Here is a 19,969-nt window from a genome sequence, read left to right as displayed (position 1 = left end):
CAGGAGCGCGTGGGCGCCACCCGACTTCAATCGTCCCACGCTCGCAAAATTCCAAGGAGACAGGCCATGAAGATCGTTGTGATCGGCGGCACCGGATTGATCGGATCCAAGCTCGTGGCGAAGCTGAAGCAGCAGGGCCACGAGGCCGTGGCAGCTTCGCCGAAATCAGGTGTGAACGCCGTGACCGGAGAAGGCCTCGCAGCAGTGCTGGCGGGCGCGGATGTCGTCGTCGACGTTGCCAACGCGCCGTCGTGGGAGCCGGCCGCGGTGCTCGATTTCTTCCAGCGTTCGAGCACAAATCTCCTCGCAGCAGAGGCCGCCGCGGGCGTGAAGCACCACGTGGCACTGTCGATCGTGGGCACCGAACGATCGCCAGACATTGCATATTTCCGTGCCAAGCTCGCCCAGGAGACCATCATCAAGTCCTCTGCGGTCCCCTACTCGATCGTGCGCGCCACCCAGTTTTTTGAATTCCTCGGCGCCATTGGCGAAATGGGTGTGATTGACGGCAAGATCGTCGTTCCCTCGGCCCAGTTTCAGCCGATCGCGGCCGAGGACGTGGCCGATCGCCTCGCGGAAGTCGCAATAGGCCGGCCGCTCAACGGCACGATCGATATCGCAGGGCCTGAGAAAGCCCCCTTCAACGAATTCGTCGCGCGCCGCCTGAAGGCGTCGGGCGACGCCCGTGCGGTGGTGGGAGACCCGAAGGCAACGTATTACGGCGCCCCCATCGACGACACGTCGCTGAATCCGCTGGGCGAAGCGCGGCTCGGGAAAATCCCGCTCGCAACATGGCTCGCAGGCCTCTGAGAAGGACATCCCATGCCCAGATTGCTGATCGCAACAGCGGTTTATGCCGCGTCAATCCTGACCGCCCATGCGGCAGAGCCGGCAGCACCATTGGCAAAAGTGTCGGTCGTGTTCGACCAGGCGCTGCCGAATGTCCCCGGCAAGAGCATGAAGGGCGTACTGGTCGAGTACGGTCCGGGAGGCTCCTCGCCGGCCCACATGCACCCGCGCTCCGCCTTCATCTATGCCACCGTCCTGGAAGGAGCGATCCGCAGTCAGGTCAACGACGAACCGGCCAAGGTCTATCACAAGGGAGAGAACTTTTTCGAGCGCCCCGGCGATCGCCATGCCGCCAGCGCCAATGCCAGCGATACCGAGCCCGCAAAACTGCTGGCCGTGTTCGTGGTTGATACAGCCGACAAGGAGCTGGTGACGCCGATCGCGAAGTGACGCCCGGCCAAGGATCAGCCCGGGATCAGCCAGCGCGCCGCTGCGCCATCTCCGCCGCGAGCAGCAGCGCAGCACGGCTCGCACCGATCGAAGCGATGCCCTGTCCGGCAATGTCATAGGCGGTGCCATGAGCGGGCGTGCAGATCGGAAATGGGAAACCACCGAGCAGGGTGACGCCGCGATCGAACCCCATCAGTTTCATCGCGATCTGACCCTGGTCGTGATACATCGTCAGCACGGCATCGAAGGCACCGTTCTTGGCGCGCAGAAACACCGTGTCGGCGGGAAACGGGCCCTCCACGGCAATGCCGTCGCGCTGACCGGCCGCAACCACGGGGGCGATCACATCGATCTCTTCGCGGCCGAAATTACCGCCATCGCCGGCGTGCGGGTTGAGGCCGGCGACCGCAATGCGCGGCCGCGGGAAGCCGGCGTTGCGCATGCAGGCATCGGTCAGCTTCAGCGCACGATCGATGCGTTCGCTGGACAGTCGCGCAGCGACGTCCCTCAGCGGGATGTGCGAGGTGACCCGTGCGTTCCAGAGCCGGTCGAGCACGTTGAATTCACTCGCCGGGGTCTTGAGACCGACCACTTCCGCGGAAAACGCGATCTCGTCGTCATACTCGGCGCGAGCGAGCCGCATCGCCTGCTTGTTGAACGGCGTGAAGCAGACGGCGTCGACGCGGCCATCGCGCCCGAGTTCGAGCGCGCGCCGGTAATTGGCCAGCGCGAATTGTCCGCCGGCAAGGGTCGCGGTCTTCGGTTCGACCTGCCCGGGATCGAGATGACCGAGATCTACAAACAGCGCATCGCCCTTCGCCGCCCGAAGGTCAACTCCCTGCTCCACCATGGTCATATCAGGCTTGACGCCGGCGACCCGCGCGCCCTCATCGAAGATGCGGCGGTCGCCGATCACGACGATCCGGCAGCTTGCGCGGATATCGTCCTGCACCACAAGCTTCGCCGTCAGCTCCGGGCTGATGCCGGCGGGGTCTCCCATGGCCAGTGCGATGAGCGGCTTTGCGGTCATATGATCACCTTCTCCTGAGCAGTCGTCTCATTGGTGGGCGGCGCAGGCTTGCGAAAGAGGTGCGCAAGCTGCAGCACGAGCGGAAGCAGCAGCAGCACGATCCCGGCCACGATCAGGCACGTCACCAGCTTGTTGGCGAAGAAGATGGCCAGCGATCCCTTGGACATCAGCATCGACTGCCGGAACGCATCCTCGGCCTTGTCGCCGATGACGATGGCGAGCACCAGCGGCGCCAGCGGATAGAACAGCTTTTTGAAGAGATAGCCGACGACCCCAAAGCCGAGCATCATGACCACGTCGAGATAGGAGTTCGACACCGAATAGGCGCCGACGACGCAGATGATCACGATCAGCGGCGCGATCACCACGAAGGGAATCCGCATCAGGGCGGCGAACACCGGGACGGTCAGCAGCACCAGCACGACGGCGACGATGTTGCCGACATACATCGAGGCGATCAGGCCCCACACAAAATCCTTCTGGTCGACGAACAGCATCGGCCCGGGATTGAGACCCCAGATCATCAAGCCGCCCATCATGACGGCCGCCGTCGCCGAACCGGGAATGCCGAGCGCGAGCATCGGCAGCAGCGCGCTGGTGCCGGCGGCATGATCGGCGGTCTCCGGCGAGATGATGCCTTCGACCTCGCCGGTGCCGAAATAGCGGCCGCGGCGCGAGAAGCGGCGGGCGATGCCGTAGCTCATGAAGGACGCCGCGGTCGGGCCACCCGGCGTAATCCCCATCCAGCAGCCGATCGCAGCGCTCCGCAGCAGTGCAACGCCGTGCCGCGGCAGGCGGCCGACCGCACGAAACACCTCGCGCCAATCGATCTTGGAAGACACTGCGCGGGCGTGAAACTCCTCTTCGACCGCGACCAGGAGCTCGCCGATGCCGAACAGGCCCATCACCGCGACGACGAAGTTCACGCCCTTGACCAGCTCGTCGACGCCCATGGTAAGGCGGACGCTTCCGGACACCGTGTCGATGCCGATGGCGGCGATCGCAAAGCCGATCGCCAGCGCCACGACAGTCTTGATCGGCGCCGCGCCGCCCATGCCGACGAAGCTCGCGAAGGCCAGGAAATAGACCGCGAAATATTCAGCCGGCCCGAAGGCGAGCGCGACCTGCGCCACCCAGGATGCGAGGAAGGTGATCAGGATAACGCCGATCAGCGCGCCGAACGCCGCCGAGCCGAAGGCGGTCGCAAGCGCTGTGGTCGGTCTTCCATCGCGCGCCATCGGATAACCGTCGAAGGTGGTTGCGACAGAGGATGGCTCGCCCGGAATGTTGAACAGGATCGAGGTGACGGAGCCGCCGAACAGAGCGCCCCAATACATGCTGGAGAGCAGGATGATCGCCGAGACCGGCTGCATGCCGAAGGTCAGCGGCAGCAGCAGCGACACCCCGTTCGGCGCGCCCAGCCCCGGCAGCACGCCGACGAGGATGCCGAGCAGCACGCCGATCACCATCAGCGCCAGATGCGGCACGGTGACCGCGATGGTGAAGCCGTGAAGGAGTTCCCCGAGATTATCCATCGGCCACGCCCTCAGAGGCCGAGCGCGGCGGCGAGCGCACCGTGCGGCAGGCTCACCTGGAACATGCGCTCGAACACGACGTACAGCCCGATTGCCGTCGCAAGCGCCATGGCGAGCGCGCGCGGCACGGATTGATGCCGGGGGATCGCCAGCACCGCGAAGATGTAACCGGCCGAGGCGAGATAGATCCCGGCCAGCGGGATCGCCGCAACGAAGATCGCGGCCGGCACGAACAGGCCGGCAATCCGGCGCAGCTCGATCGGCGTGATCGCGATGGGGACATTTGCCAATGAGGCAACTGGCAGCACGCCTCGCACCAGATTGTAGAGGCTCCCCAGCACGATGATGATGCCGGTCAGAAACGGGAACGTGCCGGAATCGACGCCTGCGCTCGACCAGCCGATGCCGTTGTCCAGGCTCTGGACCACCACCGCCACACCAAAACTGCCGGTGAGGACGGCTGTCGCAAGTTCAAGTGCGCGACGCGAGATCATGGCGCGGTCCCTTTGAAGGCTGAGCTATCCCATGTGACAGCGGGGAGCCTGCCGAGAGGGTCTGATATCTCGCAGCAACACGCGACCTCATCCTGAGGGCCCGCCGCAGGCGGGCGTCTCGAAGGATGGCCGCAAGCGACCTGCCCGCCACCTCTCACTTGACCAGCCAGCCTTGCTCGCCCGCAACCAGCCTGACGTGCTCGAGGTCATCCTTGATGAACTTGTCGAACTCGGCGCCGGTCAGGAATGTTTCCACCTGGGAGGTCTTCTCGATGTAGTCCTTCCATTCCGGCGTCGCCTGCACCTTTTTCATCAAGTCGACATAGAACGCGGCCTGGTCCGGCGTGACCTTGCCGGGCAGCCATACCGTGCGCGGCTGCTCGTATTGCTTGACGTCAAGGCCCTGCTCGGCACAGGTCGGCACGTCGCCCCAGCCTTCGGTCGCGGTGACCTTGGCGCCCTGCGGCAGCCGCTTCGGGCTGAAGACGCAGAGCGGGCGCTGCGTGCCGCCGCGCCATTGGCCGAGACTCTCGCTGGGATTGTTGACGTGGGAATCGAGGTGTCCGCCGGCGAGCTGCACGGCGGTCTCGGCGCCGCTCTTGAAGGGGATGTAGGTCAGCTTGATCTGACCGGCCTTCTCGATCATGCGGGTCAGTACCTCGTCGGTGTCCTTGGACTGCGCGCCGCCCATCTTGAAGTCGCCCGATGCGGCCGCCTTCAAATAATCGCCCGCGGTCTTGATAGGCGAGTCCTGCTTGACCCAGAGCAAAAACTCGTCCTGCGCCATCGCTGCGATCGGGGTGAGATCGGTGTAGTTGAAGGCCACCTTGGAGACGAGCGGCTGCTGCCAGGCGTTCGAGGTGCCGAAGATCACCTTGTAGGGATCGCCGGCGGACGCCTTGCCATAGACATAGCCTTCGGCGCCGCTGCCGCCGCCCTTATTGACGACGACGATCGGCTGGTCCGTCAGCTTGTATTTGGTGATGATGTTCTGCACCGCGCGGGCGATATTGTCGGTGCCGCCGCCCGGCCCTGCCGTGGCGATGAACTCGATCGGCTTTTGCGGCTGCCAAGCCGAGAGCGCCGGCACCGTGCCGGCGAGTACGGCCACAGCCGCGGACAGCAGAAGCTTTGACGTCCCACCCATGATTTCCTCCAGCTTTTTCTGTTTTGTTTTTTATGGTTGTATCGATAACCCGGTCAGGCGACGCGTTCCTCGCGTCTTCCTGAGCCTAAGACGATTGCGCCTTCTTTTTCGAGCGCTTCGATCTGCTTCTGGTCGAACCCGTACTCGGCCAGCACCTCGCTTGTGTGTTCACCGTAGACCGGCGCGCCCGTGCGCACTTTGCCCGGGGTCTCCGAAAACTTGACGGGAAGCCCGATCGTCTTGACGGGACCGAGCGTGGAGTGCTCGACCTCGACGACCATCTCGCGCGCGATCGTCTGCGGATCGCTCAGCGCCTCCAGCATGTCGTGCACGGGTCCGCACGGCACGCCCTTCTCGTCCAGCGCTGCCAGCCAATGCGCCCGCGACTTCGTGCGGAAGCGCTCGCTCAGGACCGCTTCGAGCTGCTTCAAGTTCGCCATGCGGTCGGCGCCGTTGACGAAACGCGGATCGGCGGCGAGCTCACCCGCGCCGAGCGCTTCCAGCATCAACAGCCAATGCTTCTTGTTGGCGCCGCCGACCACCAGCCAGCCGTCGGAGGCCTCGAAGGCCTGATACGGTGCGTTGAGCGGATGGGCCGAGCCCATTGCGCGTGGCGCGGTGCCCGCGGCCAGTGCGATGGTGGACTGCCAATAGGTCTGCACCAGCGCGGCCTCGTAAAGCGAGGTCTCGACCCACTGCCCTTCACCGGTCTTGAGGCGGTGCGTATAGGCGGCCAAAATGCCCATGCTTGCGAGCAGGCCGGCGGTGATGTCCGATAGCGGTGGGCCGCATTTCACGGGCGGACCGTCGGGGCGTTCGCCGGTAAAGCTCATGATGCCGCTCATGGCCTGCGCGACGAGGTCAAATCCCCTGCGGTCCTTGTAGGGGCCGGTGCGGCCGAAGCCTGATAGCGAGCAATAGATCAGCGATGGATGCTGCTTGTGCAGCGCCTCATAGCCGAAGCCGAGGCGCTCCATGGCGCCCGGCGCAAAATTCTCGACCAGCACGTCGGCGTCGGCGATCAGCCGCCGCAGCACTTGCTTGCCGCCTTGGGTCTTGAGGTCCAGCACGATGCCGCGCTTGTTGCGGTTCATCATCAGGAAGGAGGCCGCCTCGTCGCCGATCTTCGGCGGCACCGAATGGCGGGTGTCGTCGCCGTTCGGCGATTTCTCGATCTTGATGACGTCGGCGCCCATGTCGGCGAGCATCAGGGTGCAGGTCGGCCCGGCCATGACATGGGTGAGATCGACGACCTTGAGGCCGGCAAGCGGTCCCTTGCGAGGTGAGTTGGATTGCGATCGATCGCTTTGCATCGGGGGGCGTCCTATTGGCCGCGCCACTGCGGGGCGCGCTTGTTGAGGAAAGCATCGAGCCCTTCGCGAAAATCCTGGCTCGTGTAGCACATCAGGATGAGGTCTTCGCCCTCGTCCCGCGTCAGCCGCTTTTGCAAGCGAGCGACCGCCTGCTTGGTCGCGGTCAGCGTCAGGGGGGCGTGGCTGGCCAGGAGACGGGCGAGCTCATCGGCGCGCTTGTCGAGCGCTGCGATGTCATCGACGACCTCGCCGAGCAGACCGACGCTTGCGGCTTCCGTGGCATCGATGAGACGCGCGGTAAAAATCATATCCTTGACGCGGGCGGCGCCGATCAGCGCGGTGAGACGGCTGACATTGGACATCGACAGGCAATTGCCGAGCGTACGCGCGATCGGAAATCCGATCTTCGTGCTTGCCGTGCCGATACGCAGGTCACAGGCGGCGGCAATCCCCGCTCCGCCCCCGGTGCAGAACCCGTTGATCGCCGCAATCGTCGGCACCCGGCACTGCTCGAGCGTGGTGAGCACGCGGTCGATCCGGTTCTCGTAGTCGATGGCGTCCTGCGGCGTCTTGAACTCGCGGAACTGGTTGATGTCGGTGCCTGAGGCAAAAGCCTTGTCGCCGGCCCCGCGCAGCACCAGCACCTTGATCGCATGATCGCGGTTAGCCTCTTCGCAGATCGCCGCGAGCCGTTCGTACATCGCGAACGTGAAGGCGTTGCGGGCCTGCGGGCGGTTGAAAATGATCCAACCGATGCCGTCCCTGCATTCAAAAACGAGGTCTTCCGCCTCCGCAGCCTGGTCCATTTCCCATGCCCCTGTGTTTTTTACATTTTTGAATGCAAAAATTTGGATTTTCAAGCTATAATCTCGGTTCCTTCGCCGATTAATTCGCTTTTGAATGCAAAATAGAGATTGACCTATGCTTCACGAAGAGGTGGTCGGCCGCATCCGGGCCATCCTGCTCGACGGTGAAATCCCGCCGGGCGCGCGCATTCCCGAGCGCGAGCTGTGCGAGCGGCTCGAGATCTCGCGCACGCCGCTGCGCGAGGCGCTCAAGGTGCTCGCCGCCGAAGGCCTCGTGCAGCTGCTGCCGCATCGCGGCTCGCGCGCAGCAAAACTGACCGACAAGGACATGCGCGACCTGTTCGAGGTCTGCCAGGGTCTCGAGGCGCTGGCCGGCGAACTCGCCTGCGAGCGCATCACCGATGCCGAGATCGGCGCGATCGCCGCTGCGCATGCGGACATGGTGCGGCATTATCGCGAGGGCGATTTGATCCAGTACTATCGCGGCAACCGCGCCATTCACGAGGGCATCGTCGCAGCCGCCGGCAATCCCGCGCTGACCGGGCTCTACGCCTCCGTGACCGCGCGCATCCGCCGCGCGCGCTACGTGACGCCGATGACGCCGCAGCGCTGGGCGTTCGCCGTCAGCGAGCACGAGGCGATCCTCAACGCGCTGCAGCGGCGCGATGGCGCCGGCCTCTCGCACATCCTGCGTGCGCATCTGCGCCACAAGCGCGAAGAGGTTTTGCAGGCGGGCTTTGCCGAGACGGAAGCAAACGACCTCGCGCTGCGGATCGCGTAAGACGGCGGACAGTCGCCCGCAGCGCAGCCCGATGTTCGTGCGATGGAATACGCGCGTCGTGACGCGAGAGCGACCGTACATCATGGTGTCATCGAACACAATCGTGACACAATCATCGATTGCTTTCGATATAGCCTGCAATTCGAAAACCAATTCCACTTGCTAGCTTGTCTGAACCGGCGCAGCATCGCTGCGTGGGCCCGAGGGCCGAACATCACGCGCGAAAAATCGTGCGGATCAAAACAGAAAATGGAGGAAACGCATGACACGCGATGTCTCACGTCGATCCCTGCTCGCGCTCGGTGCAGGCCTTGGTGTTGGCCTTGGTGCCAGCACACTGCTCGGCAGCAGCGCGATCGCACGCGCGCCCAAGCTCGGCACACAAACTCCCTATTGGCACCGCTTCATTCTCGGCGATGCGGAAGTGACCGTCGTATCCGACGGTCCGCTGCCGCTCGGCGATCCCTCCGGCACCTTCACCGGCGTTTCCAAGGAAGAGGTGAAGAAGATGCTGGCGGACAATTTCCTGTCGCCGGACAATGTCGTGCTCGAGCAGAACTCTCCGATCGTGAACACCGGCGACAAGCTGATCTTGTTCGATACCGGCATGGGCTCATCCAAGATGTTCGGCCCCACCACCGGGCGGCAGCAGAAGAGCATGACCGAGGCCGGCATCAAGCCCGGAGACATCGATGCCGTGGTCTGCTCGCATGCCCATATCGACCACATCGGCGGCATCGTGGACGACGGCGGCAAGCCGCTGTTTCCGAACGCGCAGATTTACATTTCCCAGACCGATTTCGACTTCTGGACGGACGAGGGCAAGCTCGGCAGCCCGGTCAAGGATTTTGTGGTTCACGCCCGCAAGAACCTGCTGCCGGTCCGTGACCGCATCGTCTTCTTTAAGGACGGCCAGGAATTTCTGCCGGGCGTGCAGGCGATCTCGGCGCCAGGCCACACCGTCGGCCACTCCATCTTCATGGTCTCGTCTGCCGGCAAGTCGTTCGCCTTCCTTGGCGACCTCTCACACCATCCCGTGCTGCTGCTCGAGCGTCCCCGGATGGAATTCTCCTACGATACCGACCCGAAGCAGGCGGCCGAATCGCGCGTGAAACTGCTCACCATGCTTGCGGCCAACAAGACGCCTGTCATGTCCTATCACTTCGCCTGGCCGGGCTACGGGCATGTCGCCAAGGCCGGTGACGGCTTCCACTACTATCCTGAACCGATGCAGATGACGTTGTAGCTTTCGAGCGCAAGTCCGGGCGGCGCGTGTCGCCCGGACTTGTGATCTATTCCGCGGGCTCCGCAAGCGGCGCCGAGGCGGCAGCATCCGTCCGCGCGCCCGGGAAGATGCGCTTGACCAGCACGAACAGCGCGGGGACGAAAAAGATCCCCAGCACGGTTGCCGCGATCATGCCGCCGGCAACGCCGATGCCGACCGCGTTCTGGCTGGCGGAGCCCGCCCCTGTCGCCACCGCCAGCGGCAGCACGCCGAGGATGAAGGCGAGCGAGGTCATCAGGATCGGACGCAGGCGCTGGCGCGCCGCATGCAGCGTGGCGTCGACGAGGCTGCGGCCAGCCGCGATCTGCTCCAGCGCGAATTCGACGATCAGGATCGCATTCTTCGCGGCGAGACCGATCGTGGTAAGCAGGCCGACCTGGAAATAGACGTCGTTGGCCTGGTTGAACAGCGTCGCTCCGACCAGCGCGCCGAGCACGCCGATCGGCACCGTCAGTATCACCGCGAACGGCACCGACCAGCTCTCGTACAGCGCGGCAAGGCTGAGGAACACGATCAGCAGCGAGATCGAGTACAGATACAGCGTCTGGCTGCCGGTGAGCCGCTCCTGGAACGACAATCCGGTCCATTCGTGGCCGTAGCCTTTCGGGAGCTTGGCCATCTGCTCTTCCACCGCCTGCATGGCGACGCCCGAGCTGACGCCCTGCCCCGCCTGTCCCTGAAGCTCGACGGCTGCAACGCCGTTGTAGCGTTCGAGGCGCGGCGAACCAAAGCTCCAGCGATCGGTCGACAGCGCCGAGAACGGCACCATGGAGCCTGCCGTGTTGCGGACATACCAGCGGCCGATGTCGCTGGTGTCCATCCGGAACGGCGCATCGCTTTGCACGTAGACCTGCTTGACGCGGCCACGGTCAATGAAGTCGTTGACATAGGCGCCGCCCCAGGCCGCCGACAGCGTGGTGTTGAGATCGCTCAGGTTGACGCCGAGCGCGGTGGCCTTGGCCTGGTCGACGTCGAGGTTGAATTGCGGTGTATCGTCCTGGCCGTTCGGCCGCGCCTGCGCCACGCGCTTGTCCGCCCCGAGCTGGCCGAGCAGCTGGTTGCGCGCCTGGATCAGCGCCTCGTGACCATTGCCGCCGGTGTCCTGGAGGTAAAGGTCGAAGCCGCCGGCATTGCCGAAGCCGGGAATCGAGGGCGGCAATATGGCAAACACCATGGCGTCGCGGATCTTTGCGAAGGCGCCCATGGCGCGGCCAACCACGGCCTGCGCCGAGGTCGCAGGACTCTTGCGCGCGTCGAACGGTTTCAGGCTGACGAAGGCAAGACCGACGTTCTGCCCCTGGCCGGCAAAGCTGAAGCCGCTCACCGCGAACACGCCTTCCACGGCGTCCTTCTCGTTATCGAGGTATTGATGCTCGACCTGCTTGATGACCTCGAGCGTGCGCGCCGAGGTGGCGCCGACCGGAAGCTGGATCAGGGTCATGATCGTGCCCTGGTCCTCTTCGGGCAGGAACGAGCTCGGCAGCCGCTGAAACAGGATGACCATGGCGGAGACGATCGCGACGAAGGCGATCATGACGCCGGCGATACGCCTGACCGCCGCGCCCGCGCTGCGCTGATAGCCATCGGCCATGCGGTCAAAGCCGCGGTTGAACAGCCCGAACAGGCCGCGCTGGCTGCCATGATGTTTCGGCGGCTTCAAAATGGTCGCGCACAAGGCCGGCGTCAGCACCAGCGCCACCAGCACCGAGAGCAGCATGGCGGTGACGATGGTCAGCGCGAACTGCCGGTAGATGATGCCGACCGAGCCGTTGAAGAACGCCATCGGGATGAACACGGCGGAGAGCACGACGCCGATCCCGACCAGCGCGCCGGTGATCTCGCGCATGGATTTCTCGGTCGCCTCGCGCGGGCCGAGATGCTCCTCGACCATGACGCGCTCGACGTTCTCGACCACGACGATGGCATCGTCGACCAGCAGGCCGATCGCCAGCACCATCGCGAACATCGTCAGCGTGTTGATGGAATAGCCGGCCAGCGACAGCACGCCGAAGGTCCCGAGCAGCACCACCGGCACCGCGATGGTCGGAATGATGGTGGCGCGCCAGCTCTGCAGGAACACATACATCACGACGAAGACGAGGACGATCGCTTCGAACAGTGTGTGCACGACCTTTTCGATCGACAGCTTGACGAACGGCGTGGTGTCGTAGGGATAGATGACGCGGAGCCCCTGCGGCATGGTGGCACTGAGCTGGGCGATGCGCGTCTTCACCGCTTCCGCGGTCGCAACCGCATTGGCGCCGGTCGCAAGGCTGATGCCCATGCCTGAAGCCGGCTTGCCATTATAGCGCGCGGTGGAATCGTAGGATTTCGAGCCGAGCTCGACCCGCGCGACGTCGCCGATGCGGACCGTCTGGCCCGACGACGCGGTGCGCAGGATGATGTCCTTGAACTGCTCGACGGTCTGCAGCCGGCTCTGCGAGGTGATGGTGGCGTTGAGCTGCTGGCCGCCCACGGACGGAAGTCCGCCGAGCTGGCCGGCGGTAACCTGGGTGTTCTGGGCCTGGATCGCCGTCGTGACGTCGCCCGGCATCAGATTGTATTTGGCGAGCTTGTCGGGATCGAGCCAGATCCGCATGGCGTATTCGGAGCCGAACAGCTGCACCTGGCCGACACCGGCGACGCGGCTGATCGGATCGTTGATCGAGGACGCCACATAGTCGGCGATGTCGCTGGCACTGAGCCGGCCGTCCTCGGAGACGAATCCGAGCACCATCAAAAAGCTCGACGACGATTTCACGACCTTGATGCCCTGCTGCTGCACCACCTGGGGCAATAGCGGGGTCGCGAGCTGGAGCTTGTTCTGTACCTGCACCTGGGCGATGTCGGCATCGGCCTCGTTGGTGAAGGTCAGCGAGATCTGCACGACGCCGGTCGAGGTGCTCGACGACGACATGTACTGGAGATAGTCGAGGCCGGTCATGTTCTGCTCGATGACCTTGGTCACCGAGTTCTCCGCGGTCTCGGCGTTGGCGCCGGGATAGGTCGCCGTGATCGTGACGACGGTCGGGGCGATCTGCGGATATTGCGCGATCGGCAGCCGCATGATCGCGAGCACGCCGCCCAGCATGATCAGGATGGCGATGACCCAGGCGAAAATCGGCCGCTTGATGAAGAAATGCGACATGGCGGTTATTGCTCGGTTGTCGCAGCCGCAGGCCGCGCATCGGCCTGCCGCGTCGGGTTCACCGCAAGGCCGGTCGCCGGATCCACTGCGACCTCGACTGTCTTCACGGCGGCGCCGGGGCGCGCCTTCTGGGTGCCATCGACGACGAGGCGATCGCCCGCATTGGCGCCTGATCGCACCAGCCAATTGCCGTCGACGTCCTCGCCGAGGTCGAGCGTGCGCTGCTCGATCTTGTTGTCCTTGTCGACGAACAGCGCCACCGCCTGCCCCAGCGGATTGCGCGAGACCGCGCGCTGCGGCACCAGGATCGCGGCCGGATCGACGCCGGCGACGACCCGCGCACGCACATACATGCCGGGCAGCAGCGCGCGCTCGGGGTTGGCGAAGATCGCGCGCGATGAGACCGAGCCGGTGCTCTCGTTGACGCTCGCATCGGTGAAGCCGTATTTGCCCTTGTGGCCGTAGGTCTTGCCGCTCTCCATCAGAAGCTCGACCTGCACGCCATCAGCGGGACGCTTGAGCTTTCCGCCCGCGATCTGGCTGCGCAGGCGCTCCATCTCGGAGGTCGACTGGTCGAGATCGACATAAACAGGGTCAAGCTGCTGGACCGTCGTCATCGCGGTCGCTTGGCTCGCGGTGACGAGCGCGCCCGGCGTAATGGTGGACTTGCCGATCCGGCCCGAGATCGACGCGGTGACCTTGGTGCGATCCAGCGAGATCGCGGCGGTGTCGCGGTTGGCCTGCGCCGCCTTCACATCGGCCTCGCCCTGCTTGTAGGCGGCGACCGCGTCGTCGACGTCCTGCTGGCTCGCGGCATTGGTCTGAAGCAGCTGGGTCTTGCGCGCGGCTTTCAGCTTGACGCTGACCAGCGTCGCGTCCGCCCTCTGCACGGCGGCCTCGGCACTGGCCAGCGCGGCGTTGTACTGGACCGGATCGATCTCATAGAGCAGGTCGCCCTCCCTGACCTCGGCGCCCTCCACGAAGTTGCGCTTGAGCAGGATGCCGGTGACTTGCGGTCGGACTTCGGAGGTCTGGTAGGCGACGACGCGGCCCGGCAGGACCGTCGAGATTTTTGCCTCCTGCGGCTTCAACGTGATCACGCCGACTTCCGGCGCCACCTGCGCTGCCGGCTTCTGGCTCTCCTCGCCGCAACCTGCGAGCAGCAGCAAGGCAATCAATGGAACAGCGCGGGCGATCGGGGGACGCATGATGTCGATCCATGTGATGGTGTTGCGGACCGACCTGAGGCGAGATCACGGCAACAGAAACATTCGGAAACTCTTCGGTTTCCATTGGGAAACTTGGTAGTTTCCTTCTCCGAAGTCAAGTGCTAGGCTTGCTTCACATTTCCGTTCAAGCAGTCGTGAAGCGGCTCATATTCGGCGGCAGTTATGGCAAGAGCATCGATCAGTCGCGGGCGCCCCGCGGGCACGCCCTCTCCGCAACGAAGCGTTAACCTTCCCGCGCCGGACGCGCGCATGGCGCAGTTGCTGGCGGCGGCGAAGGACACCTTCACCAGCAAGGGTTTTGCCGCAACGACGATGGACGACATCGCCGGCGCCGCGGGAATGTCGAAGAAGACGCTCTACAAATTATTCGAGAGCAAGACCGAGCTGTTCCGCGCGATGCTGCTGGGCAGCCTGCCCAAGGTTCATTTCGCGGACGTTTCCCTCGAGGGACCGCCGTCGGCGCGGCTACGGCACTCGCTCCGCAAAATTGCCGACGTCGCGCTGGCACCGGGCGAGATCGCGCTGCATCGCCTGATCATCGGCGAGCGTCAGGCCTCGCCGGGCCTCGGCCGCATGTTCGCCGAGGTCATTTTGGAGAACGGCACGGACGACGTCGCGGACCTGCTCAAGACAGTGCGTCTGGAGCCGCGCCTCGCAGGCTTGCCGCTGCGTTTCGTCGCCGAGATGCTGCTCGGCATGGTGTTCAGCCACGACCATTTCAGGCTGCTGACCGATGACGGATTCCGGCCCAATCGACGCATGCTGGACAAGCGGATCGATCTTGCGATTGCGATGTTCTGTGCGCCTGAAGATCAGGCCGGATAGCCGGACACGCCATTCCCGCGCGCCGGCCGCAGCTCGCTTATCGGGCTCCGAACGGGACCGATGCGCGGGCACGGTAGGTCCACAGACCCACATTGCCGCCAAGACCCGCGCGCTCGGCGCCGAGCGCAATCTGCCCACCATTGGCAAACTGCGCCGTGACGCCACCCACGGCGCGCGCCGACCAGCCGTCGAGCGCGTAGGCCGTCGGAACGGTCCCGAGGATCAGGAGCTGCGCTGCGTCGTCGCGATTGAAATAGTAATCGCTGTAGACACCGGCATAGGGCGCGATCTGGGTGCCCGGCGATATTGTGAAGGGATAGGCGACCTTTGCACCGGCGCTGGCGCGGCCGGTGGAGAAGTTGCGCGCCGCCTGCTGCGTCCCGAGGGTGTCGGTGTAGGCGTCTTCGTGCTCCCACAACGCATAGACGCGCAGCGATGGCTCGAGCTGCCAGCCCATCGCCGCGTAGGTCCCGGTGAAACCGCCGGTGACAAGAAGCCGATGGCCGGTGAAATTGGCTGAAGCGAGCCCTGAAGAACCATCATAGCCAATGCCCGAATAGGCGACACCCGCGTCGAAGCGCAGGCTGGTGGCCATCAGCCAGCCGAGATAGGAGCCGACCGTCCAGCCATCGCCCTTGAGGCGCCCCTGGAGCGCGTCGGAGCGATAGTCGAAGGTCTCGTAGCCGCCGAGCGCGCCGACCGCGAGGACAGGCGTCGCCTTCCATGTCAGGCCAGCCAGCAAATTGACCTGGTTTCCATACAAGGTCGAGGCCGTGGCGGGCGCACCGAGCACCGGTGCGGACCAGTGGTCGAGCACGGCACCGCGCACCTCGGCCCAACCGAACCAGTCCGGCGAAGTCCTTCTCAGGGGCGTCGCCTTGACGGGCGCAGCATAGGCCAGGGCGTCGAAGGCGTTGTCGATGCGGGCCGGAGACGCGCTGGACCGCGCGGCAGGATCCGCGGACAGAGCCAACGCGTTCTGCGGGAGTCCCGCTCCCGCCGGGTCCCCGGCATTCGGCGTCTCGGCCGCGAAATTGAAGCGCACACCACCGCCGTTCATCGTCACCGGCGAACCATTCCCGGCGAACGCCTCGTTGATCGCACTGTTGATCGCACCACTGATGGCCTGGCCCGAGGTCTGCGCAACGACCGGCGCTGCAATCACCTGCATCGCGCGCAGCTTGAGACTGTCCAGGGGATCGCCGACCGATTGCTGGAGCACGGCCGAAACGCTTGCCGAGAAGCCCAAGCCGCCGCCATAGCTCGCGGTGATCGCATGCGATCCGCGCGTCAGGGCAGACGTCGCGAAGCTCGCAACGCCGGCGGACAGCACGGCCGTGCCGATCGTCGTTCCGCCGTCCTTGAAGGTGACAGTTCCCGTCGGCGTTCCCCCACCGCTCGTCACCGATGCGGTGAAGGTCACGGACTCTCCGAGGCGACTGGGATTGCTGCTCGAGGTGAGCGCCGTCGCCGTCCCGGACACGGGCACGATCGTATCGTTATCGGTGGCGCTGTTATTGGCGGTATTGGATTCGTTCAGAAAGGCGGTCCTGATAGACACGGTCGCAGTATTGCTCAACGTTCCACTTGCGGCCGGCGAAATACTTGCCGAGACCGTGTAGGTCACGCTGCTGCCCGCGGGAAGGGTGACCGTCGCATCGTTGATATTGCCGGACCCGGCCGCGGTACAAGTGCCCCCGCCCGCTCCGCTGCAGGTCCATGTGGCGCCCGTCAACACCGCGGGCAAGGTATCCAAAACGGTCGCGTCTGCCGCGTTGGGACCGGCATTGCTCGCCGTGATGGTGTAGGTCGTCGTTCCACCCGCGGTCACGCTGGTGACGCCGTCCGTCATGTTGATGACGAGATCGACTCCGGCGGCGACGACATCACTATCCGTGCTTGAGTTGTTGCCCGGGTTTGGGTCCGTGGTGCCGCCGGGCGTTGTCACGGTTGCGGTATTGTTCAGATTGGCGGCTGTCAACGCCGAAGGTGAAACCGTGGCTTGGAGCGTATAAGTCACGCTCCCGCCAACGGGAAGATCGACCGCATTATCGTTGATGCTGCCGGATCCCGACGCCGTACAGGTCCCCCCTCCTGCCCCGACGCAGGTCCAGCTCGCGAGCGTCAGGTCCGCAGGCAGGACATCCACGACAGTCGCGCCCACGACAGCGTCAGGGCCGGCATTGCCCACCGTGATGGTATAGGTTTCTGCCGCACCAGCAGCAGCCACGGCACCGCCTTGGTCGCGTTGCCGACGGTGAAGAAAAGGCTTGTCGTTCCCGCATAGACCTCCTTGCTGAGGCCGAGCGGCAGCAGATACATCGCCAGCGGCGGCCCGCCGGAATGCGCGACCATCGTCGTCACGCCAGAGGCAAGACCGGCAGCGACCGCCTTCGGTGTCGAACGCGGGCGAATGATCACCTTTGGATCGCTCACCAACCACAAGCCAACGAAGATCAGCGTGACGACCGCCATCACGATCGCGACGGCGCGATGGTCCAGCACGCGAAACAGGAGATAACCGAGGCCGATGCCGACCACGAGCCCGGGCAATAGCAGCACGAGGTCCGGCTTCGACCAGGTCGAGGGTTTCCAGTAACGCAGTGCGAACAGGTCCATCGCAATGAACAGCGGTGCGAGCAGCCCACCGGCCGTCACCGGGTCCATCACGAACGACAGCAACGGAATGCCGACGATCGAAAAGCCGCCGCCGAACGCGCCCTTCATGAAGCAGATCAGGAAGACGCCGGTAAACGCGACGAGAATCGTGCTGACAGTCAACTCCATCTGCGCTTCTCCAGCTCCGTCGCGCGCAAGTCCGTCACGCCTTTCCGGATAGCGGCATCGGTCCGCTTACGACCTCGGATTCTTGTTCTGGAAAAACAGGCCGGGCAGCGCTGAGGGCACTCCAAAGGTCAATCCGAGGAACGCCAGAAACAGATCGAAATAACTCAGGTGCATTGTCGTCGCTCCGTAGCCACCGAGCGCGCCCGGTGCAATTTGCTCTTTGCCCGGAATATGATCCGACTTATTTCTCGGTACAATAAGAACATTGCACTCGGTACAATATTGCCCGGGGTTCTGAGCCGTAGGCACATGTCGGGCGGCGGCCCGCCCTCCGCGAGGTATGGCGGTGTGTTGGAGCTGATTGAGGTCGCGGTCTTGCTGCTGCGGCACGCAGGTTACGACCGCGGCCCTGCGCAGGCGTGATTGCTCGACCTGGTGGTCGAGTTCGCAGCCAAGCTGAGAGCGGGAGTCGCGGTGCTAGCAGCCGAGCTTGTCGGCGACCCCGCCAAAATCCTTGGCGACGATGTCCCAATTGCCGGTGGCTTCGAAATCAATCTTTTGCAGCGGACCGTACTCGGTCGGCCGCGCGACGAAGGCGGTCTTCAGCCCGTAGCTCTGCGCGGCCTTCAGGTCGTAATTATGCGCGGCGACCATCATCACCTCTTCCGGCTTGAGGCAAAGCAGTCGCGCGGCGCCGAGATAGGTCTCGGGATCGGGCTTGTAGTGCTCGAACAGCTCCGCCGACATGATGAGGTCCCAGGGGAGCCCTGCAAACTTCGCCATGTTGGTGAGGAGCGCGACGTTGCCGTTCGACAGCGGCGAGATCACGAACTTCGTCTTCAGCCGAGTCAGGCCGGCGACACTGTCGGGCCACGGATGCAGGCGGTGCCAGCCTTTGGTGAGGTGATCGAGATCGGATTCGGTGAGACCCTTGATCTGGAACTTCTCGACCAGCTTTTCCAGCGAGCGGCGGTGCAGATCGTCGAGCATGACGTAGCCGTGCTGCGGGTTCTTGCGCACCTCGTCCATCGAGGCCGAATAGACCGCGCGCCAGCCGTCAACCAAAGCGGTCCAGTCGGCGCTGATGCCGCGGCCCTTCCCCCACCACGTGAAGTCGGTAATCAGGCTGGTGCGCCAGTCGACGACCGTGCCGAACACGTCGAAGACGAGGGCTTTGACGGCGGAGAGATCGGGCATGTGCGTTTCTCTCTATATTGTTTCTTCTTGGTCATTCCGGGATGCGCGTCAGGCGCAGGCCCGGAATGACGGCAGTTGCATTGCTTAGTCGAGGTGGAATTTCGCGAGCTCGCGATGCTCGGCCTTGATGTAGCGCACGGTGCCGGTCACCGAGCGCATCACCACCGTCTCGGTCTCGATCACGCCGTCCTTGCGGAATTTTACGCCCGAGAGGAGCGAGCCCGTGGTGACGCCGGTGGCGGCGAACAGGCAGTCGCCGCGCGCCATGTCCTCGATGCCGTAGATCATCTTGGGATCGTTGACGCCCATCTTGGCAGCGCGCTCGCGCTTCTCGTCGGAATCCAGGATCAGGCGGCACTGCATCTGGCCGCCGATGCAGCGCAGCGCCACGGCCGCAAGCACGCCTTCCGGCGCGCCGCCGGTGCCGAGATACATGTCGACGCCGGTGTTATCAGGATCGGCGCAATGGATCACGCCGGCGACGTCGCCGTCGGTGATGAGGCGCACGGCAGCACCCGTCGAGCGCACACTCTCAATGATGCTGGCATGGCGCGGACGATCGAGCACGAGCACGGTGATCCCGGCCGCTGTGACGCCCTTGGCCTTGGCGAGGCGGTGAACGTTTTCGGCGGGCGAGGCATCGAGCTCGACGACGCCCTTGGCGTAGCCGGGGCCAATCGCAAGCTTCTGCATATAGACGTCGGGGGCGTGCAGCAGCGTGCCGCCATCGGCCATTGCCATGGTGGCAATCGAGCCCGGCATGTTCTTGGCGCACAGCGTTGTGCCTTCGAGCGGGTCGACGGCGATGTCGACCTCCGGGCCCGTGTTCATGCCAACCTTCTCGCCAATGAAGAGCATCGGCGCCTCGTCGCGCTCGCCTTCGCCGATCACGATGGTGCCCTGGATCGGCAGCTTGTTGAGCTCGCGCCGCATGGCGTCGACGGCGGCCTGGTCGGCAGGCTTCTCCTGCCCGTGCCCGCGCAGCCGCGCCGAGGACACCGCCGCCCGCTCCGTCACGCGCACGATCTCCAGCGTGAGAATGCGCTCGAGCAAGGCTTGCGGCGGGACTGAAATATGGGTCGACATCGGCTAACTCCTTCGAAACAGTTTGGGACGGAAATCTCCGCCCGCATCAACTCGTAACACCCACAGT

17 protein-coding genes are annotated in these 19,969 nt (G+C 64.5%); 5 read left to right on the top strand and 12 right to left on the bottom strand.

From position 1 onward, the window contains the following. Window positions 1-66: 66 nt before the first annotated feature. Complete coding sequence (locus tag BMW89_RS32900) at window positions 67-810, top strand: SDR family oxidoreductase (protein WP_092034491.1); 744 nt, start codon at window positions 67-69, stop codon at window positions 808-810. Between the two features lie 12 nt (window positions 811-822). After that, entirely contained in the window at window positions 823-1,239 is a 417-nt protein-coding gene (locus BMW89_RS32895) for a cupin domain-containing protein (RefSeq protein ID WP_092034490.1), read from the top strand. Between the two features lie 25 nt (window positions 1,240-1,264). Here the strand turns inward: BMW89_RS32895 and BMW89_RS32890 are convergent, their stop codons facing one another. The 6 genes from BMW89_RS32890 to BMW89_RS32865 form a co-directional block, all read right to left on the bottom strand. Beyond that, a complete protein-coding gene (locus BMW89_RS32890; RefSeq protein WP_092034489.1) occupies window positions 1,265-2,269 on the bottom strand; it encodes a 4-hydroxythreonine-4-phosphate dehydrogenase PdxA in 1,005 nt (334 codons plus the stop codon). Then, window positions 2,266-3,804, bottom strand: coding sequence for a tripartite tricarboxylate transporter permease (locus BMW89_RS32885; protein ID WP_092034488.1), 1,539 nt, complete (start codon window positions 3,802-3,804; stop codon window positions 2,266-2,268). The genes BMW89_RS32890 and BMW89_RS32885 overlap by 4 nt, the downstream gene beginning before the upstream one ends. Window positions 3,805-3,815: 11 nt before the next feature. Next, window positions 3,816-4,298: a tripartite tricarboxylate transporter TctB family protein gene (locus BMW89_RS32880; protein ID WP_092034487.1), complete on the bottom strand. Its 483-nt coding sequence runs from the start codon at window positions 4,296-4,298 to the stop codon at window positions 3,816-3,818. Window positions 4,299-4,452: 154 nt separating this feature from the next. Next, the gene (locus tag BMW89_RS32875; RefSeq protein ID WP_092034486.1) at window positions 4,453-5,445 is read right to left on the bottom strand and encodes a Bug family tripartite tricarboxylate transporter substrate binding protein; all 993 of its coding nucleotides are present in this window, start codon (window positions 5,443-5,445) and stop codon (window positions 4,453-4,455) included. Between the two features lie 53 nt (window positions 5,446-5,498). Beyond that, the gene (locus BMW89_RS32870; RefSeq protein WP_092034485.1) at window positions 5,499-6,758 is read right to left on the bottom strand and encodes a CaiB/BaiF CoA transferase family protein; all 1,260 of its coding nucleotides are present in this window, start codon (window positions 6,756-6,758) and stop codon (window positions 5,499-5,501) included. A gap of 11 nt (window positions 6,759-6,769) precedes the next feature. Further along, window positions 6,770-7,564, bottom strand: coding sequence for an enoyl-CoA hydratase/isomerase family protein (locus tag BMW89_RS32865; protein ID WP_092034484.1), 795 nt, complete (start codon window positions 7,562-7,564; stop codon window positions 6,770-6,772). Window positions 7,565-7,679: 115 nt separating this feature from the next. Here BMW89_RS32865 and BMW89_RS32860 point away from each other — a divergent pair, with 115 nt between their 5' ends. Both BMW89_RS32860 and BMW89_RS32855 read left to right on the top strand, forming a co-directional pair. Then, window positions 7,680-8,345, top strand: coding sequence for a GntR family transcriptional regulator (locus tag BMW89_RS32860; RefSeq protein WP_092034483.1), 666 nt, complete (start codon window positions 7,680-7,682; stop codon window positions 8,343-8,345). Between the two features lie 262 nt (window positions 8,346-8,607). After that, window positions 8,608-9,591, top strand: a complete 984-nt coding sequence (locus tag BMW89_RS32855; protein ID WP_092034482.1) for an MBL fold metallo-hydrolase — start codon at window positions 8,608-8,610, stop codon at window positions 9,589-9,591. A 46-nt stretch (window positions 9,592-9,637) separates the two neighbouring features. Here BMW89_RS32855 and BMW89_RS32850 read toward each other — a convergent pair whose 3' ends face one another. After that, window positions 9,638-12,778 (bottom strand): efflux RND transporter permease subunit, encoded by a 3,141-nt coding sequence (locus BMW89_RS32850; protein ID WP_092034481.1) that lies wholly within the window; start codon window positions 12,776-12,778, stop codon window positions 9,638-9,640. Window positions 12,779-12,783: 5 nt separating this feature from the next. Beyond that, on the bottom strand, window positions 12,784-13,986 hold the full coding sequence (locus BMW89_RS32845) for an efflux RND transporter periplasmic adaptor subunit (RefSeq protein WP_092034480.1): 1,203 nt from the start codon (window positions 13,984-13,986) through the stop codon (window positions 12,784-12,786). A 270-nt stretch (window positions 13,987-14,256) separates the two neighbouring features. Between BMW89_RS32845 and BMW89_RS32840 the strand changes: the two genes are divergently transcribed. Then, complete coding sequence (locus BMW89_RS32840; protein WP_092034479.1) at window positions 14,257-14,832, top strand: TetR/AcrR family transcriptional regulator; 576 nt, start codon at window positions 14,257-14,259, stop codon at window positions 14,830-14,832. A 37-nt stretch (window positions 14,833-14,869) separates the two neighbouring features. Here BMW89_RS32840 and BMW89_RS32835 read toward each other — a convergent pair whose 3' ends face one another. From BMW89_RS32835 to glpX, 4 genes are all read right to left on the bottom strand, one after another. Beyond that, a complete protein-coding gene (locus tag BMW89_RS32835) occupies window positions 14,870-17,023 on the bottom strand; it encodes an Ig-like domain repeat protein (RefSeq protein WP_244547750.1) in 2,154 nt (717 codons plus the stop codon). Next, a complete protein-coding gene (locus BMW89_RS37580; RefSeq protein ID WP_244547748.1) occupies window positions 16,957-17,619 on the bottom strand; it encodes a sulfite exporter TauE/SafE family protein in 663 nt (220 codons plus the stop codon). The genes BMW89_RS32835 and BMW89_RS37580 overlap by 67 nt, the downstream gene beginning before the upstream one ends. Window positions 17,620-18,096: 477 nt before the next feature. After that, window positions 18,097-18,816, bottom strand: a complete 720-nt coding sequence (locus BMW89_RS32820; protein WP_092034475.1) for a haloacid dehalogenase type II — start codon at window positions 18,814-18,816, stop codon at window positions 18,097-18,099. 84 nt (window positions 18,817-18,900) lie between these two features. Beyond that, window positions 18,901-19,902, bottom strand: coding sequence for a class II fructose-bisphosphatase (gene glpX, locus BMW89_RS32815; protein ID WP_092034474.1), 1,002 nt, complete (start codon window positions 19,900-19,902; stop codon window positions 18,901-18,903). Window positions 19,903-19,969: the final 67 nt, after the last annotated feature.

The organism is Bradyrhizobium sp. OK095 (assembly GCF_900109945.1).
In the GTDB taxonomy this organism is placed as follows: domain Bacteria; phylum Pseudomonadota; class Alphaproteobacteria; order Rhizobiales; family Xanthobacteraceae; genus Bradyrhizobium.
The sequence above is the reverse complement of the archived record's forward strand: the minus strand, read 5'-3'. Positions and strand labels throughout refer to the sequence as shown.